General features: G+C 60.4%; 16 protein-coding genes. 1 reads left to right on the top strand and 15 read right to left on the bottom strand.

Annotated elements, in window-relative coordinates; translation table 11 throughout:
• Window positions 1-50: 50 nt before the first annotated feature.
• The 6 genes from odhB to sdhC form a co-directional block, all read right to left on the bottom strand.
• Window positions 51-1,271 carry a 2-oxoglutarate dehydrogenase complex dihydrolipoyllysine-residue succinyltransferase gene (gene odhB / locus MHZ97_RS01365; RefSeq protein ID WP_239312788.1) on the bottom strand — a complete coding sequence of 407 codons (1,221 nt, stop codon included), beginning with the start codon at window positions 1,269-1,271 and terminating at the stop codon, window positions 51-53.
• 16 nt (window positions 1,272-1,287) lie between these two features.
• Window positions 1,288-4,095 carry a 2-oxoglutarate dehydrogenase E1 component gene (gene sucA / locus MHZ97_RS01360; protein WP_103794954.1) on the bottom strand — a complete coding sequence of 936 codons (2,808 nt, stop codon included), beginning with the start codon at window positions 4,093-4,095 and terminating at the stop codon, window positions 1,288-1,290.
• 204 nt (window positions 4,096-4,299) lie between these two features.
• Window positions 4,300-5,016 (bottom strand): succinate dehydrogenase iron-sulfur subunit, encoded by a 717-nt coding sequence (locus MHZ97_RS01355; RefSeq protein ID WP_103794955.1) that lies wholly within the window; start codon window positions 5,014-5,016, stop codon window positions 4,300-4,302.
• A gap of 14 nt (window positions 5,017-5,030) precedes the next feature.
• Complete coding sequence (sdhA, locus tag MHZ97_RS01350; protein ID WP_103794956.1) at window positions 5,031-6,797, bottom strand: succinate dehydrogenase flavoprotein subunit; 1,767 nt, start codon at window positions 6,795-6,797, stop codon at window positions 5,031-5,033.
• Window positions 6,798-7,145: a succinate dehydrogenase membrane anchor subunit gene (sdhD, locus tag MHZ97_RS01345; RefSeq protein WP_103794957.1), complete on the bottom strand. Its 348-nt coding sequence runs from the start codon at window positions 7,143-7,145 to the stop codon at window positions 6,798-6,800.
• Entirely contained in the window at window positions 7,139-7,528 is a 390-nt protein-coding gene (sdhC, locus tag MHZ97_RS01340) for a succinate dehydrogenase cytochrome b556 subunit (protein ID WP_033751718.1), read from the bottom strand. Before sdhC ends, sdhD begins: the two co-directional genes overlap by 7 nt.
• A gap of 633 nt (window positions 7,529-8,161) precedes the next feature.
• Between sdhC and MHZ97_RS01335 the strand changes: the two genes are divergently transcribed.
• Complete coding sequence (locus MHZ97_RS01335; RefSeq protein WP_103794958.1) at window positions 8,162-9,445, top strand: citrate synthase; 1,284 nt, start codon at window positions 8,162-8,164, stop codon at window positions 9,443-9,445.
• Window positions 9,446-9,554: 109 nt separating this feature from the next.
• On the opposite strand, the gene nei is transcribed toward MHZ97_RS01335, so the two are convergent.
• From nei to phrB, 9 genes are all read right to left on the bottom strand, one after another.
• Window positions 9,555-10,343, bottom strand: coding sequence for an endonuclease VIII (gene nei, locus MHZ97_RS01330; protein WP_239312791.1), 789 nt, complete (start codon window positions 10,341-10,343; stop codon window positions 9,555-9,557).
• Between the two features lie 10 nt (window positions 10,344-10,353).
• Window positions 10,354-11,001 (bottom strand): pyroglutamyl-peptidase I, encoded by a 648-nt coding sequence (pcp, locus tag MHZ97_RS01325; protein WP_103794960.1) that lies wholly within the window; start codon window positions 10,999-11,001, stop codon window positions 10,354-10,356.
• A 7-nt stretch (window positions 11,002-11,008) separates the two neighbouring features.
• Window positions 11,009-12,025 carry a DUF979 domain-containing protein gene (locus MHZ97_RS01320; RefSeq protein WP_239312794.1) on the bottom strand — a complete coding sequence of 339 codons (1,017 nt, stop codon included), beginning with the start codon at window positions 12,023-12,025 and terminating at the stop codon, window positions 11,009-11,011.
• Window positions 12,025-12,753, bottom strand: coding sequence for a DUF969 domain-containing protein (locus MHZ97_RS01315; RefSeq protein ID WP_239312797.1), 729 nt, complete (start codon window positions 12,751-12,753; stop codon window positions 12,025-12,027). The genes MHZ97_RS01320 and MHZ97_RS01315 overlap by 1 nt, the downstream gene beginning before the upstream one ends.
• A gap of 54 nt (window positions 12,754-12,807) precedes the next feature.
• Window positions 12,808-13,545, bottom strand: coding sequence for a 5-oxoprolinase subunit PxpA (gene pxpA / locus MHZ97_RS01310; protein WP_103794963.1), 738 nt, complete (start codon window positions 13,543-13,545; stop codon window positions 12,808-12,810).
• The gene (pxpC, locus tag MHZ97_RS01305) at window positions 13,535-14,467 is read right to left on the bottom strand and encodes a 5-oxoprolinase subunit PxpC (RefSeq protein ID WP_103794964.1); all 933 of its coding nucleotides are present in this window, start codon (window positions 14,465-14,467) and stop codon (window positions 13,535-13,537) included. Before pxpC ends, pxpA begins: the two co-directional genes overlap by 11 nt.
• Window positions 14,461-15,117 carry a 5-oxoprolinase subunit PxpB gene (gene pxpB / locus MHZ97_RS01300; RefSeq protein ID WP_103794965.1) on the bottom strand — a complete coding sequence of 219 codons (657 nt, stop codon included), beginning with the start codon at window positions 15,115-15,117 and terminating at the stop codon, window positions 14,461-14,463. Before pxpB ends, pxpC begins: the two co-directional genes overlap by 7 nt.
• Before the next feature lie 134 nt (window positions 15,118-15,251).
• Complete coding sequence (locus tag MHZ97_RS01295) at window positions 15,252-15,995, bottom strand: type 2 GTP cyclohydrolase I (protein ID WP_103794966.1); 744 nt, start codon at window positions 15,993-15,995, stop codon at window positions 15,252-15,254.
• 17 nt (window positions 15,996-16,012) lie between these two features.
• Window positions 16,013-17,440 (bottom strand): deoxyribodipyrimidine photo-lyase, encoded by a 1,428-nt coding sequence (gene phrB, locus MHZ97_RS01290; protein WP_103794967.1) that lies wholly within the window; start codon window positions 17,438-17,440, stop codon window positions 16,013-16,015.
• Window position 17,441: the final 1 nt, after the last annotated feature.

The following is a 17,441-nucleotide window of genomic DNA, read 5'->3' as shown; positions in this document are numbered from 1 at the left end:
AAAAGATTAATAAGGTTGGGCGCGCCGGATTCTGGCGCGCCCGGCAAAAATCAGACGTCCAGCAGCAGACGTGCCGGATCTTCCAGCAGCTCTTTCACCGCCACCAGATAGCCGACCGATTCACGGCCGTCGATCAGACGGTGATCGTAGGAGAGCGCCAGATACATCATCGGCAGCACCACAACCTGACCATTCACCGCCATCGGACGATCTTTAATGGCGTGCATACCCAGGATGGCGCTCTGCGGTGGGTTGATGATCGGGGTCGACATCAGCGAGCCGAACACCCCGCCGTTGGTGATGGTGAAGTTACCGCCGGTCAGCTCCTCGACCGTCAGCTTGCCGTCACGGCCTTTGATCGCCAGCTCTTTAATTTTCTTCTCGATGTCTGCCATGCTCAGCGCATCAACATCTTTCAGCACCGGCGTCACCAGGCCGCGCGGCGTAGAGACCGCGATGCTGACGTCGAAGTAGTTGTGGTAAACCACATCTTCGCCGTCGATAGAGGCGTTCACTTCCGGGAAACGCTTCAGCGCTTCAACCACCGCCTTGAGATAGAAGGACATAAAGCCCAGGCGCACGCCGTGACGCTTCTCGAAGGATTCGCCGTACTGCTTACGCAGATCCATGATCGGCTTCATGTTCACTTCGTTGAAGGTGGTCAGCATCGCCGTGCTGTTTTTCGCTTCCAGCAGACGCTCGGCCACGCGCTTGCGCAGACGGGTCATCGGCACGCGTTTTTCGCTGCGGTTGGCGACCGCTGGCTGCGGTGCAGCTTCAGCGGCGGCCGGGGCAGCTTTCGCCGCGGCAGGTTTGTTCGCCAGATGTTTTTCCACATCTTCGCGGGTGATACGACCGCCAACGCCGCTGCCTTTAATCTGCGAAGCGTCGAGATCGTGTTCGGCGATCAGACGACGAATCGCCGGGCTCAGCGCATCGTTGCTCTCTTCTTCCAGCGACGCGGTCTGGCGCTGCGCCGGCGTGGACTCGTTGGCCTCAGCTTTCGCGCTGGTCTCTTTGCCTGCGCTGTTGCCCTCTTTCAGGCGGCCGAGAATCTGGCGTGAGGTCACCGTTGCGCCCTCATCTTCCAGCACGGCTTCCAGCACGCCGTCAGCCTGGGCTGGCACTTCCAGTACCACTTTGTCTGTTTCGATCTCTACCAGCACTTCGTCGCGGTTTACCGCATCGCCTGGTTTTTTGTGCCAGGTTGCCACGGTGGCATCGGCAACGGATTCAGGCAGGTCGGGAACGAGAATATCTACGCTACTCATTATCTTTCCTTTTAAATTAACCAAGGTTCAGCGCGTCATTAACCAGGTCTTGCTGCTGTTGTTGATGTACGGACATATAGCCCACGGCCGGCGAAGCGGAGGCCGGACGGCCCGCATAGCGCAGTGAAGCACCAAACGGAACCACTTCGCGGAAGTGATGCTGGCTGCAATACCATGCGCCCTGATTCAGCGGCTCTTCCTGACACCAGACAAAATCCTGCACATGGGCATAATCTTTTAACGCTTCCTGCACCGCTTTATGCGGGAACGGATAGAGCTGCTCGATACGCACGATGGCGACATCGGTCTGCTCATTTTTACGGCGCTGCTCAAGCAGGTCGTAGTAAACCTTACCGGAACAGAGCACCACGCGTTTCACCTGCTGCGGATCGAGCGCGTCGATTTCGCCGATGGCGGGCTGGAAGCTGCCGTTGGCCAGTTCATCCAGCGAGGAGATCGCCAGCGGATGACGCAGCAGCGATTTCGGCGACATCACGATCAGCGGACGGCGCATACCGCGCAGCGCCTGACGACGCAGCATGTGGTAAACCTGCGCCGGCGTTGAAGGCACGCACACCTGCATATTCTGCTCAGCGCAGAGCTGCAGATAGCGTTCCAGACGCGCGGAAGAGTGCTCTGGACCCTGGCCTTCATAGCCGTGCGGCAGCAGCATCACCAGGCCACACATCCGGCCCCACTTCTGCTCGCCAGAGCTGATGAACTGGTCAATTACCACCTGTGCGCCGTTGGCAAAGTCGCCGAACTGCGCTTCCCAGATGGTCAGGGTACGCGGCTCTGCAGTGGCATAGCCATATTCGAACGCCAGCACCGCCTCTTCCGACAGCACGGAGTCCCACACCTTGAACTGCCCCTGGCCATTATGGATATGGTGCAGCGGCGTATAGGTTGAGCCGTTGGACTGATTGTGGATCACCGCATGGCGATGGAAGAAGGTGCCGCGACCGGAGTCTTCGCCAGAGAGACGCACCGGAATGCCCTCATCCACCAGCGTGGCGTAGGCCAGGTTCTCGGCGCCGCCCCAGTCGAAAGGTTTGTTGCCTTCCGCCATCTCTTTACGGTCGTTGTAGATCTTCGCCACGCGCGCCTGCACCTCAACCGCTTCCGGGATCTGGCTGATACGACGCGCCAGCTCCTGCAGACGTTTGGGTTCGACGGTGGCCGGGTAGCTCTCATCCCACTCATGGTTGAGATAAGGCGACCAGGTAAAGGAGTGCAGGCTCATCGGGCGCCATTCGGCCACCACGCATTCACCCGCATCCAGCGCGTCGCGGTAGAGATTGACCATCTCGGTCGCATCTTCCGGGCTGGCGGAGCCTTCCGCCGCCAGGCGATCGGCATAGAGCTTACGCGGCGTCGGATGCTTTTTGATTTTCTGGTACATCAGCGGCTGGGTCGCGCTCGGCTCGTCGGCTTCGTTATGGCCGTGACGGCGGTAGCACACCAGGTCGATAAAGACGTCGCGCTTAAAGGTGTTGCGATAGTCGAGCGCCAGGCGGGTAACAAACGCCACCGCTTCCGGGTCGTCCGCGTTGACGTGGAAGATCGGCGCCAGCACCATTTTACCGATATCGGTACAGTACGGCGTCGAGCGTGCGTCGCGCGGGTTAGAGGTGGTGAAGCCCACCTGGTTGTTGATCACGATACGGACGGTGCCGCCGACTTCGTAGCCGCGCGCCTGAGACATGTTCAGGGTTTCCTGCACCACGCCCTGACCGATAACCGCGGCGTCGCCGTGGATAGTGATCGGCAGAACCTGGTTGCTGCCCGGCGAATCGAGACGATCGAGACGCGCGCGCACCGAGCCCATCACTACCGGGCTAACGATCTCCAGATGCGACGGGTTAAACGCCAGCGCCAGATGCACCAGGCCGCCTTCGGTCTCGACGTCAGACGAGAAGCCCATATGGTATTTCACGTCGCCGGTGCCGAGGTGATCCTTATGCTTGCCGGAGAACTCGTCGAAGAGATCCTGCGGCTTTTTGCCCAGCACGTTGATCAGCACGTTAAGACGACCGCGGTGCGCCATACCCAGCACCACTTCGCGCGTGCCGCTTTTACCCGCGTGGCGGATCATCTCGCGCAGCATCGGGATCAGCGCATCGCCGCCCTCCAGCGAGAAGCGTTTCGCGCCGGGGAATTTCGCGCCGAGGTATTTTTCCAGCCCTTCTGCCGCGGTCAGCTCTTTCAGGAAACCTTTTTTCTCTTCGCTGCTAAAGGCTGCACGGCCCGCCGCCGATTCGAGACGCTGCTGGATCCAGCGCTTTTCTTCGGTGTTGTTGATGTGCATGTACTCTGCGCCGATAGAGCCGCAATAGGTCTGCTGCAGCGCGTCGAAGAGGTCGGCCAGCTTCATGGTCTCTTTGCCGATGGCGAAAGAGCCTACGTTAAAGCTTTCCTGAAAATCGTCCTCGGTCAGATCGTGAAAGGCGGGATCGAGGTCAGCGACACGATCCTGCTTCCACAGGCCAAGCGGGTCGAGATTCGCATGCTGATGGCCGCGAAAACGGAAGGCGTTAATCAGCTGCAGGACTTTAACCTGCTTTGAATTGGCAGCCGGATCGGAGACGGTGGAGGTGTAACGAGATGCATCTTTCGCCAGGCGACGAAAGTATTCGCGCGTGGTGGAGTGAAACTGTTCAGGCTTCACGCCGGTGCCCGGCAGCTGTTGGAACATCGTGCGCCACACTGCATCGACAGAGTCCGGATCGGTCAGGAAATCCTCATAGAGTTGCTCTATGTAAGACTGGTTCGCGCCGGCCAGCCAGGAGGAGTCCAGCCAGGGCTTCATCGCGCTGTTCTGCATTGTGATCCCTTAAGCATTACTATGCTTTTTTGAGGTTTCATTTGTTGCCGCTTTCGCGGTTTGCCGTAGTGAGTTCAGCGATACGAGCCTGTGCGCTCACACGCGCCCTGCCCGTAAGGGAACCTTGCTAAGCGTGGCTCCGCCGCGCTTAGCAAGGCTTCCGTAAAACGCCGGGAACCTGAGGTTCCCGGACGAATTAAGGTGTTACGCCCCCCGCTGCAGCAGCATCGACTTGATATGGCCGATGGCGCGCGTTGGGTTCAGCCCTTTCGGACAGACGCTCACACAGTTCATAATGCTGTGACAGCGGAAAACGCTGAAAGCGTCGTTCAGATTGTCCAGGCGCGCTTCGGTTTCAGTGTCGCGGCTGTCAATCAGGAAGCGGTACGCGGCCAGCAGGCCCGCCGGGCCAACAAACTTGTCTGGATTCCACCAGAACGACGGACAGGAGGTGGAGCAGCAGGCGCAGAGGATACACTCATACAGACCATCCAGATGCTCGCGCTCGCCCGGCGACTGCAGATGTTCGCGCGCCGGCGGATTCTCTCCGTTATTCAACAGGTAAGGCTTAATCTTCTCATACTGCGCGTAGAATTGCCCCATATCTACGACCAGGTCGCGGACCACCGGCAGGCCCGGCAGCGGACGGATAACGATTTTCTTCGTGCCGTTGCCCAGCGCGGAGATCGGCGTGATACAGGCCAGACCATTTTTGCCGTTCATATTCAGGCCGTCGGAGCCGCACACGCCTTCGCGGCAGGAGCGACGAAACGCCAGCGTCGGATCTTTCTCTTTCAGCCGGATAAGCGCGTCCAGCAGCATCATGTCGCGGCCGTCTTCCGATTCCAGCGTGTAATCCTGCATGCGCGGCGCGGCGTCAACCTCAGGATTGTAGCGATAAATTGAAAACTCGAGTTTCATGATCGTCTCCGCTATTAGTAGGTACGCACTTTCGGCGGGAAGGCCGCGCGCAGTTTCGGCTGCATGTTCACCTCGCGGCGCGTCATGCTCTCGGTTTCGGGGACGTAGAGACTGTGGCACAACCAGTTTTCATCATCGCGATCCGGGAAGTCGAATCGACTGTGCGCGCCGCGGCTTTCGGTGCGGAAGTTAGCCGCAACCGCCGTGGCGTAAGCCGTTTCCATCAGGTTATCCAGCTCCAGGCACTCAATACGCTGGGTATTGAAGTCCGGTGAACGGTCATCCAGACGGGCTGATTTCAGACGCTCGCGAATCTGTTTCAGCTCTTCCAGACCCTGCTTCATCGCATCGCCTTCGCGGAATACTGAGAAGTTGTTCTGCATGCAGCGCTGCAGCGCCTTACGGATTTCTACCGGATCTTCACCGGTAGTGTTGCTTTCCCAGCGGTTGAAACGCGCCATCGCGGCGTCGATTTCGTCCTGAGTGGCGTCGCGCAGCGGGCCCTGTTGTTCGATGCACTCCATCAGATGGACGCCGGCCGCGCGGCCGAACACCACCAGGTCCAGCAGCGAGTTGCCGCCGAGACGGTTGGCGCCGTGCACCGATACGCAGGCGATTTCGCCGACGGCAAACAGGCCAGGGATCACTTCATCTTCGCCCTGCGCGTTGACGCGCAGCGCCTGACCGGTCACTTTGGTCGGAATGCCGCCCATCATATAGTGACAGGTTGGAATAACCGGAATCGGCTCTTTGATCGGATCGGCGTGCGCGAAGGTGCGAGACAGTTCGAGGATGCCCGGCAGACGCGACTCCAGCACTTCGGCACCCAGGTGATCAAGCTTCAGCTTGATATGCGGACCCCAGGGGCCATCGCAGCCGCGGCCTTCGCGGATTTCAATCATCATGGAGCGCGCGACCACGTCACGGCCCGCCAGATCTTTGGCGTTCGGCGCGTAACGCTCCATAAAGCGTTCGCCATGTTTATTCAGCAGGTAACCGCCTTCGCCGCGGCACCCTTCGGTCACCAGCACGCCCGCGCCGGCGATGCCGGTCGGGTGGAACTGCCACATCTCCATATCCTGCACCGGCACGCCTGCGCGCAGCGCCATGCCGACGCCGTCGCCGGTATTGATATGCGCGTTGGTGGTGGACTGATAGATACGGCCTGCGCCGCCGGTCGCCAGAATGGTCGCTTTGGCTTTGAAGTAGACGGTTTCGCCGGTTTCAATGCAGATCGCCGTACAGCCGACGATGGCGCCATCCTGATTTTTTACCAGGTCGAGCGCATACCATTCGGAGAAGATGGTGGTTTTGTTCTTCAGGTTCTGCTGATAGAGGGTGTGCAGCAGCGCGTGGCCGGTACGGTCCGCCGCCGCCGCGGTGCGTGCCGCCTGCTCGCCGCCGAAGTTTTTCGACTGGCCGCCGAACGGACGCTGATAGACGCGGCCGTCTTCCAGACGGGAGAATGGCAGACCCATATGCTCCAGCTCCAGAATCGCTTCCGGGCCGGTTTTACACATATATTCGATCGCGTCCTGGTCGCCGATATAGTCGGAACCTTTGACGGTATCGTACATGTGCCATTCCCAGTTATCTTCATGGGTGTTACCGAGCGCAACGGTAATACCGCCCTGCGCAGACACGGTGTGGGAACGGGTTGGAAAGACTTTCGACAGCAGGGCGCAGCTCTGGCCCGACTGGGAGATTTGCAGTGCGGCGCGCATTCCCGCGCCGCCTGCGCCGATCACCACGGCATCAAATTCTCTGACTGGCAAATTCATTTACACACCCCACACCACAACAGTTCCATAAATTGCATACGACAACAGCGCGACCACAATCACCAGCTGCAGAATCAGACGAACAGCGAGACCTTTTACGTAGTCGGTCAGCACTTGCCACATACCAATCCAGCCGTGGATCAGAATGGAGAACAGCGTCAGCAGGGTGAACACTTTGGTGAATGACGAGGCGAAGAAGCCGCGCCAGACATCATAGGTCAGCGTGTCGGTCAGGGCGATAAAGCCCACGATGTAGAGGATGTAGAGCGTTATGAGGATTGCCGAAGCGCGCAGCAGCAGCCAGTCCTGAATGCCGCTGCGGCCCAACGCGGATGCATTGCTTACCATACGAGAACTCCTGCCAGGATTGAAAGCACGACAGTAATACCGAAGGTGACCCAGGCAGATTGGCGGCCGATAGCCAGCGTCTCAGCAAGGTAACCAAAGTCCATCAACATATGACGAATCCCGCCCACCGTATGGAACGCCAGCGCGGTAAGAATGCCCCACAGAATAAACTTCACGAAGAAGCTATCCATAATGGCGGCAGCGTGCTGGAAACCTTCCGGGGAAGAGAGAGAGGTGCCCAGCAACCAGAGCAGGATACCGAGAGCCACAAAGGTTATGACGCCGGAAACGCGATGGAGAATGGACGATATTGCAGTAACGGGAAACCGGATCGTCGAGAGATCCAAGTTGACAGGTCTTTGTTTTTTCACGGTTTTGCCCACACAGCTCTTTTTTATTTTGCTTCCTCCGGTCCCTGAGGCGGAGTCGAATCACAGGTGTGTTCAGACTTTAACCGTCACCAAATCAGCAACATCCAGTGTTAATTGACGCGGTAGAAACGCTGGGTGGCTCCTGGTGTCAGGGGGTTTCCGGAGACCTGGCGGCAGTATAGGACGATCACATTCTTATTACAATTACCCTACAATCTCTTTGGGTACATTTGCGTGAAACAGTGATCCGACTCACGAATTTCACATTTAATACAAATTTAATTATCTGATTTGACAAAAGTTCAACAATTCAGTTACAAACTAGGGCATCAAACCCCAGTGATGCATAAAAGTTATGGGGATACACTTTCCCCTAAGCACAAGTTATGTAACATTCTGATCATGAACACCCTAAAACAACAGGTTGTTGATTACCAGAAAGTTATGTCCAGACCGGATCTTTAACAACCGCGATATGCAGAATTTCATGACTGCCTCGTTCCCTGCCGGGACACGCCTCTCACTCTGTACCCTGCACCCGTGTTGTTACCGCAGAGTGTTATTGTGAAGTTAATGGCGACCGCAACATGACCGCTTTTCAGGTGTCTAAGATCCATACTTACATAAGGCGCTATGGAGACGAAAATGACAGATAAAAAAGTGACGCTAACCCTACAAGATGAAACGGCTCTTGAGCTGGACGTGCTGAAAGGCACCCTTGGGCAGGATGTGGTTGATGTTCGCGCCTTAGGCTCCAGCGGCCTTTTCACCTTTGACCCGGGTTTCACCTCTACAGCGTCCTGCGAATCCAAAATCACCTTTATCGACGGCGATGAAGGCATTCTGCTGCATCGCGGCTTCCCTATCGATCAGCTGGCGACCCACTCTAACTATCTCGAAGTGTGCTATATCCTGCTGAACGGCGAAGCGCCGACCCAGAAGCAGTTTGAAGAGTTCCGCGAGACGGTGACCCGCCACACCATGATCCATGAGCAGATTACCCGTCTGTTCCACGGCTTCCGTCGCGACTCGCATCCGATGGCGGTCATGTGCGGCGTGACCGGCGCGCTGGCTGCCTTCTATCACGACTCGCTGGATGTGAATAATGAGCGTCACCGTGAAATCGCCGCGTTCCGCCTGCTGTCGAAAATGCCGACCATGGCGGCGATGTGTTACAAATATTCTATCGGCCAGCCTTTCGTTTATCCGCGCAACGACCTCTCCTACGCCGGCAACTTCCTGCATATGATGTTTGCGACGCCTTGCGAAGAGTACAAGGTGAACCCTGTGCTGGAGCGCGCGATGGACCGTATTCTGATCCTGCACGCCGACCATGAGCAGAACGCCTCAACCTCTACCGTGCGTACCGCTGGCTCCTCCGGTGCCAACCCGTTCGCCTGTATCGCTGCGGGTATCGCCTCGCTGTGGGGACCGGCGCACGGCGGCGCGAACGAAGCGACCCTGCGTATGCTGGAAGAGATCAGCACCGTTGAGCATATTCCGGAATTTGTGCGTCGCGCGAAAGATAAAAACGACTCTTTCCGCCTGATGGGCTTCGGTCACCGCGTCTACAAAAACTACGATCCGCGCGCCACCGTGATGCGTGAGACCTGCCACGAAGTGCTGAACGAGCTGGGCATGAAAGATGACCTGCTGGAAGTGGCGATGGAGCTGGAACATATTGCGCTGAACGACCCCTACTTTATCGAGCGCAAACTTTATCCGAACGTCGATTTCTACTCCGGCATTATTCTGAAAGCGATGGGCATTCCGTCCTCGATGTTTACCGTGATCTTCGCCATGGCGCGTACCGTCGGCTGGATCGCGCACTGGAAAGAGATGCACGACGAAGGGATGAAGATTGCCCGTCCACGTCAGCTCTATACCGGCTATACCGAGCGCGAATTTACCTCTGCGCTGAAGAAATAACCGCAGCGGCCTCTGTTTCAGGCCGCACAGAAGCCTGGAGAGCGGGTCTGGCTACCCGCTCCTCAGGCTTTTAATCCGTCTGTAAGGCTAAATTGTGCGCGCTTTTATCTTAGTGCTGGCAGCCCGGACACCAGTAAAAGGGCCGCGACGACAGCGTCCCCTTCTGAATAATCTCGCCGCAGCGCCGGCACTTCTTACCCTGCCGGTGAAACACCTCAAAGCGAAACGCCGCGCCGTGATGGTACTTCTTCATGGTGCCGCGCATGCGGTAAGAGTGACGCGGGATCGCCAGCAGCGCCTCGCTGAGCCGGTCAAGCTGCTCATCCGTTAAATCTTGTGCGCGATGATGCGCCAGCAGGCCCGCCTGCCAGAGGATCTCCACGCGCAAATAGTTGCCCAGCCCCGCCAGAAACGCCTGATCGAGCAGCAGCCCGCTAAACTGACGGCGGCGAAAGCGCGGCGAGAGCAGCCGCTCGCGCACCGTCGCAACCTCAAGCTGCGCATCGAGTACGTCGGGCCCCACGCGATTTAAAAAGGGATGCGCCGCCAGCGACTCGGCATTCAGCAGTTCGATATCGGAGGCGCTGTAAAGCAGAATAGCGCGATCGGCGACCGCCAGCCGCACGCGCAGCTGGCGTTTGGTTTCCGGCACCGTGCCGCTCTCCACCACGCGCCAGACGCCGTAAAGCTGGTTATGGCTGTAGAGCGTCAGGCCGTTGGAAAAGTGCGTCAGCAGCGCTTTGCCGCGCGTCTCAATGGCGTTGACCTGCTCGCCCACCAGCGCGGGCTCATAAGTTTTGAGTTCAGGAAAGGCAAACCAGACCTCCGTCAACGGTTTGCCGACAATGGCTTCCTCAAGCTGATCCGCCGCGCGGCGGATCTCCGGTCCTTCTGGCATTTTCGTCCTCTCAGTGCGTTGCGCCGCCGGCAACTTTCAGGTCAGTTTCCGTCTCCAGCGAGACGCGGATCGCAATCTCCAGCGCCTGCATAACATGGTCGCGCGCCATGCTCGGCGCGCCAGGGTGCTGCGCCGCCTGCTCCGGCAAATAGGGAATATGCACAAAGCCGCCGCGCACGCGGTTGCCCTGGCTATGCAGCCGGTGCAGCAGGCCGTACATCACCCGGTTGCAGGTAAAGGTACCGGCAGTCTGCGACACCGAGGCGGGAATGCCAGCCGCGCGCACCGCCGCGACAATCGCCTTAATCGGCAGCGTGGAGAAATAGCCCGCCGGGCCGTCCGCCACGATCGGCTCATCCACCGGCTGCTGCCCTGCGTTATCGGCGATGCGCGCGTCGTCGACGTTGATGCCGATGCGCTCGACGGTGATGTCGCTGCGCCCGCCCGCCTGGCCGACCGACAGAATCAAATCGGGCTCGACCTCATCCATAGCGGCGTAGAGCACGCCCAGCACGTCGCTGAAGACTACCGGCAGCTGACGCGCTACGATGCGCGCGCCGCCAGTCTCCTTGCCCTCAAGCGCCCGTACCGCTTCCCACGAGGGATTAATGCTCTCGCCGCCAAATGGTTCGAACGCCGTCACTAATACCGTCTTCATACTGACCTCACCGGAACATCAGGAAATAGAGTAGAAATACGTTAACGATTAACAGTAGCACACCGGTTGGCACCTGGGCCTTGATCACCGCGTTGCGATCCGGCAGCTCCAGCAGCGCGGCCGGCACGATATTGAAGTTGGCCGCCATTGGCGTCATCAGCGTGCCGCAGTAGCCCGAGAACATGCCAATCGCCGCCATTACGGCGGGATCGCCATGGTGCTGCAGCACCAGAATCGGAATGCCGACGCCGGCGGTAATAATCGGGAACGCGGCGAAGGCGTTGCCCATTACCATGGTCAGCAGCGCCATGCCGACGGCGTAGACCGTGACGGCGACAAAGCGGTTGTCGACGGCCAGATAGTTCGCCGTCAGATGGGAAATGGCGCTGCCAACGCCGGCGCTGGTGAAGAGCAGGCCGAGGGTGGCGAGAATTTGCGGCAGAATAAAGGCCCAGCCGATGGCATCCAGCAGACGGCGCGTCTCCTGCATCGACTGCACCGGCTTCTCGTGCGTCATTTTCAGCGCAATCAGCCAGCCCAGCAGACAGCCGATCATCATGGAGAACAGCGTGACCAGCGTCGCATGATTGCCTGCGCCAAATACCGCTTCCTGCAGGCCGGGGATATGGTTAAAGGCCAGCACGCCAATGACCGTTACCACCGGGATCGCCAGCGCGGGCAGGAAGAGCCGGTTGCCGAGGCGGCGGGCGCTGACCTGCTTCTCCTCGTCGCTGCGCTGATGGTAGCGGCCAAGGCGGACGCCGCCGCAGCCGGCGATCAGCGCCATCGCCACGACCAGCACGCCGACGCCAATATGCAGATAGCGCACGCCCAGTTCCGGCGTGCCGCTCAGCGCGCTTACCAGCTGCGTTGTCCAGTCGCCGACCAGAAATATCAGGCCGTAGAGCGCCCAGAACAGGCCGGTGGTGAAGCGGCGCGGGTTATGGCTGTCGCGCCAGGAGAGCACGGCGACCACCAGCAGAATCACGCCCGCCAGCCACATCAGATATTGTTGCTGGAACATTAGCGGCCCCCTTTCGCTTTCAGCGCGGCGCCATTCAGCGCCTGCAGCTCGCGCGCCAGCTGGCGGTCAAGCCGCACCATACGCGCCGAATGGATAAGAAAGGCGGCCACGGCGGTGGGAATGCCCCAGACGGCGATATGCAGCGGCTCGGTCTGAATATTGGCCGACTCCAGCATAAAGTTGTGCATAAAAATAATCGCGCCAAAGGCGACGAAAATATCCTCGCCGAAGAAGAGCCCGACGTTATCCGTCGCCGCCGACATAGCGCGCAGACGATGCCGCACCTCCGGCGGTACCTCGCCGTAGCGGTTCTCGGTCGCCCCTTCCGCCATCGGGGCCAGCAGCGGACGCACCATCTGCGGATGACCGCCAAGGCTGGTCAGGCCAAGCGCCGCCGTCACCTCGCGCACAAAGAGATAGACGATCAGCAGACGTCCGGCGGTAGCGGTTTTGATCTGCGCGATCCAGGCCTGCGCGCGCTCTTTCAGACCGTGCCGCTCCAGCAGGCCGATAACCGCCAGCGGCAGCAGCAGGATTAGCGGCAGGTTGCGCGTATTGAGAAAGCCCGCGCCCAGTTTTTCCAGAATATCGCCCAGCGGCATCAGCGCGGCGAAGCCGGTGACGAAGCCAGCGACAATCACCACCAGCACCGGATTGAAGCGCAGCAAAAAGCCGATGACGATTGCCGCAATGCCCAGAAGCGGCCAGAGGTTGATCACGTTATCCATGTTTACCCTTATGTTGAAAAAGCCCGGCTGCGAGGCCGGGCAAAGAAGGAAAAATTACGCGCTGGTGACGGCAATCTGCTCGGCGGCGAAGAGATCGCGCAGACGCTGCGCAAACAGCAAGGCGTGCGCGCCGTCGCCGTGCAGACAGACGGTCTGCGCGTTTACAGCGACCCACTCGCCGCTGACGCTCTCGACCCTTCTCTCTTTAACCATGGTCAGCGTCTGCTGAATAGCGCGCGCTTCGTCTTCAATCATCGCGCCCGGCTGGCTGCGCGGCACCAGCGCCCCGCTGCTGAGGTAGCCGCGATCGGCGAACACCTCTTCGCGCGTGCGCAGCCCGTGGTGCGCCGCGGCGCGTATCGACTCGCTGCCCGCCAGACCGACCAGAATCAGATCCGCGTCGATCGCCTTTACCGCGCGCGCGATGGCGTCCGCCAGCGTCGCGTCGGCGGCGGCCTGGTTATAGAGCATGCCGTGCGGCTTAACGTGTACCAGCCGTTCGCCTTCGCTCTCCGCCAGACTCTTCAGCGCGCCGATCTGATAGATCATCTGCGCATAAACCGTTTCCGGCGGCAGCTGCATCGCGGTGCGCCCGAAGTTTTCGCGATCCGGGAAGCTGGGATGCGCGCCAATTGCCACGCCGAACTCTTTTGCCCAGCGCACCGACTGCAGCATGGTCTGCGCGTCGCCAGCGTGAAAACCGCAGGCGATATTGGCGGAGCTGACCAGCTGCAGCAGCGCGCGATCGCTGTCGCCGCCTTCCCCGAGATCGGCGTTCAGATCAATCTTCATCAGCAAGTCCCCATGCCATATGATCCAGCGCGCGCCGCTGATGCATGCGGGCCTGCATGGCCACCGGCAGCGAACACTGAAGAAAGTGAATCGGCTCGCCCAGACGGATCTGCGCCAGCTGATAGAGATCGGCGTCGATCACGCAGGCGATACGCGGATAACCGCCGGTGGTCTGCGCATCGGCCATCAGTACGATCGGCTGCCCGTTCGGCGGCACCTGCACCACGCCGGGCACCAGCCCGTGCGACAGCAGCTCGCGGGTGGTTTCGCGTTTCAGCTCCGGCCCCTGCAGGCGATAGCCCATGCGGTTGCTCTGCGGGCTAAGCGTCCAGGGCGTGCGCCAGAAGGCCTGCTGCGCCTCGCGGCTGAACTCATGATATTCCGGGCCCGGCAGCGCGCGAATGCGGTTGCTCCACAGCAGCTGACGCACGCCCGCCTTGCGCGTAAAGACCCGCGTCGGCTTGCCGAGCGGCAAACGGTCGCCATCTTCCAGCTTGCGCCCTTCCCAGCCGCCGAAGCCAGCTTTCAGATCGGTGCTGAGCGAGCCGAGCACCGGCGCGACGTCGAAGCCGCCGTGGATCGCCAGATAGCTGCGCATGCCGTGCAGCGGCATGGAGAGCGTCAGCACCTGCCCTTTCTTCACCGGCAGCCGCCAGCCGGTCCAGACCGGTTTGTCGTCCAGCTCGGCATTGCAGGCGGCGCCGGTTAAGGCGAACCAGCCGTCGCGCATAAATTCCGCCTTGAACTGGCCCAGCACGATTTCCAGCACCGCGCTGTCCGGCGCGTTGCCGACCAGCAGATTGGCGGTGCGCATCGCCGGCAGGTCGAGCACCCCACCGACGCTGATGCCGGACTGACGCCAGCCGGCGCGGCCGCTGTCCTGAAGGGTTGTCGCCAGTCCGGCGCGCAGGATCCTTAACATATGCCCTCCTTTTGCGGCACAAAGCGCACGCTGTCGCCGGGACGCAGCAGCGTCGGCGGCTGCTGTTGCGGATCAAACAGCGCGACGGGCGTCCGCCCCAGCAGCTGCCAGCCGCCGGGCGTGGCGAGCGGATAGATGCCGGTCTGGCTGCCGCCGATGCCCACGGAACCGGCCGGTACGCTCAGGCGCGGTTCGGCGCGGCGCGGCGTGTGAAGACGGCTGTCAAGGCCGCCCAGATAGGGGAATCCCGGCTGAAAGCCGATAAAATAGACCACGTAGTCGATGCTGCTGTGCAGCTCCACCACCTGCTGCGGCGTCAGGCCAGCGCAGTCGGCTACCAGCTGTAGATCCGGCCCGCCGTCGCCGCCGTATATTACCGGGATCTCCACCAGCCGCGACGTCGCCTCCAGCACCTCGCTCTCTTCCCACCAGCGCTGCAGACGTTCAATGGCGTCCGGCGCGCTCTGCTGCGGGTCGCGCAGCAGCAGCGTGATGTTGTTCATGCCTGGAATCACATCCACCACCTGCTCATGCTGCTGCAGATGCTGCGTTAATCCCCAAATGCGCTGCTGGCTTTGCAGCGATACCGGCGGCTCAAGCTCCAGCACCACCGCCTGTTCGCCAAGCAGATAACATCGTGCTCGTTGCAAATTCCACCTCCACTTTTCCGCTGCGCGAGGCGCGACGGCTGACGATTATCAGAATAAAGCGAATAGTTATGCGAAAGTGTCAGAACAGTGTCAACAGATTTGCGCCCGAAAGCGGGCGCGTCGGAGGAGAATAATCAGGCGGGATTGGCGATATCGATAAAGGTGACGTCCAGGCCATGCTCGCTGGCCAGCCACTCGCCCAGCGCTTTAATACCGCCGCGCTCGGTGGCGTGGTGGCCAGCGGCGAAGAAGTGAAGCCCCTGCTCGCGAGCGCTGTGAATCGTCTGCTCGGAGACTTCGCCGGTGATATAGGCGTCAACGCCGAAGCTGGCCGCGCTGTCGATAAAGCCCTGGCCGCCGCCGCTGCACCAGGCGATGCGACGGATCTGCGCCGGGGCGTTGTCGCCGCAGTGCAGCGGCGCACGCCCCAGTTTTTCTTCGATGCGGCGCGCCAGCGCCTCGCCGCTCAGCGGCGTTGCCAGCTCGCCCCAGAAGACCAGCGGCTGGATCTCGCCTTTGACTTCGATATCCAGCAGCTTCGCCAGCTGGGCGTTGTTGCCCAGCGTCGCATGGGCGTCAAGCGGCAGGTGCCAGCCGTAGAGATTGATGTCGTTCGCCAGCAGCGCGCGCAGGCGATTGCGCTTCATGCCTTTAATGACCGCCGGCTCGCTTTTCCAGAAGTAGCCGTGATGCACCAGTATCGCGTCGGCGTTGCGCGCCACGGCTTCATCCACCAGCGCCTGGCAGGCGGTTACGCCGGTGATCACGGTTTTCACTTCGGTTCGTCCCTCAACCTGCAGGCCGTTCGGCGCATAGTCGCTGAAGGCGCCGCTGTTCAGCTGCTGGTTGACGATATTTTCAAGTTCGTAATGGTTCATAACGGCTCCATGCCGCCTCAGGCTGCGTTTTTCGCGCGCACAAAGGCGTCTAATGTCTTTTTACGTGCCTGCTTATGTTCCACGATTGGCGCCGGATAATCGAGTCTCTTGTGGTTTTTCTCTGCCCAGCGCTGCGGCTGATGGATATCGCTGTCCGGTACCTCTTTCAGCTCCGGCAGCCACTGACGGATAAATGCGCCCTGGCTGTCGAAGCGCTCGCCCTGGGTGGTCGGGTTAAAGATGCGGAAATAGGGAACCGGATCGGTGCCGGTCGACGCCGCCCACTGCCAGCCACCGTTGTTCGCCGCCAGATCGCCGTCGATCAGGTTTTGCATAAAGTAGCGCTCGCCTTCGCGCCAGTCGATGAGCAGATCTTTTACCAGAAAGCTGGCGGTGATCATGCGCAGGCGGTTATGCATCCAGCCCAGCGCGTTCATCTGCCGCATCGCCGCATCCACAATTGGGTAGCCGGTTTTGCCCGCCTGCCAGGCGGCAAAGTGCGCGTCGTTGCGCTGCCAGTCTACGTGGCGCGTCCAGTCAACAAAGGGCTGATGCCGACAGAGCGCCGGAAACGCTACCATCAGGTGACGGTAAAACTCGCGCCAGATCAGCTCGTTGAGCCAGGTAAAGAGTTGGCTCTGCTCCAGCGCGCGCGGATGCTCATGCAGCACGCGATGCAGGCACTGACGCGGCGACAGCACGCCGGTGGTGAGATAAACCGAGAGTCGGCTGGTGCCGTCTACCGCGGGCGCGTCGCGCGTGGTGCAATAGTCGACGATCGGCTGACGGGCGAAATGGCGCAGCCGCTCCAGCGCCGCGCGCTCCCCTGGGGGAAAGCGCTCGCGGTCGTACTCTTGCAGGGGATAGTCGAAGCGCGCTGGCGCGGCCCCCGCCTTAATGGCGCCGCCGTGGCGCGGTTTCGGCGCGGCGACACACTCCGGCAGCTGCTGCTGCAGCCGCCGCACAAAAGCCTTGCTGAACGGGGTGTAGACTTTGTACATCTTGCCGTCGCCGGTCTGCACGCTCCCTGGCGCCAGCAGCACGCTGTCGTCAAATCCCTGACAAACCACGCCCGCTTGATCGAGGCGCTTTTCCGCCTCGGCGTCGCGCCTGCGTTCGTTCAGCTCATACTGATAGTTATAAAACAGCGCGTCGACGCGATGCTTTTCGCAGAAGGCGCTCAGCAATTCCAGCGAAGCAGCGAAGTCGTCGCACGTCTGGGTGTAGAGCGCAATGCCACGATCGGCCAGCGCCTGCTGCAGTTCAAGCAAGCTGTCGTAGATAAAAGCCGCCTGTTTCGGCGCCATATCGTGCTGACGCCACTGCTGCGGGGTGGCGATAAACAGCGCGATCACCTTTGCCTCGGGGTCGCGACAGGCGGCGCTCAGCGCCAGATTATCGTTTACGCGCAGATCGTTACGCAGCCAGACCAGATGCGTGCGCATA

Source organism: Pantoea sp. ACRSC, from assembly GCF_022346785.1.
GTDB classification, from domain to species: domain Bacteria; phylum Pseudomonadota; class Gammaproteobacteria; order Enterobacterales; family Enterobacteriaceae; genus Pantoea; species Pantoea alvi.
The sequence above is the reverse complement of the archived record's forward strand: the minus strand, read 5'-3'. Positions and strand labels throughout refer to the sequence as shown.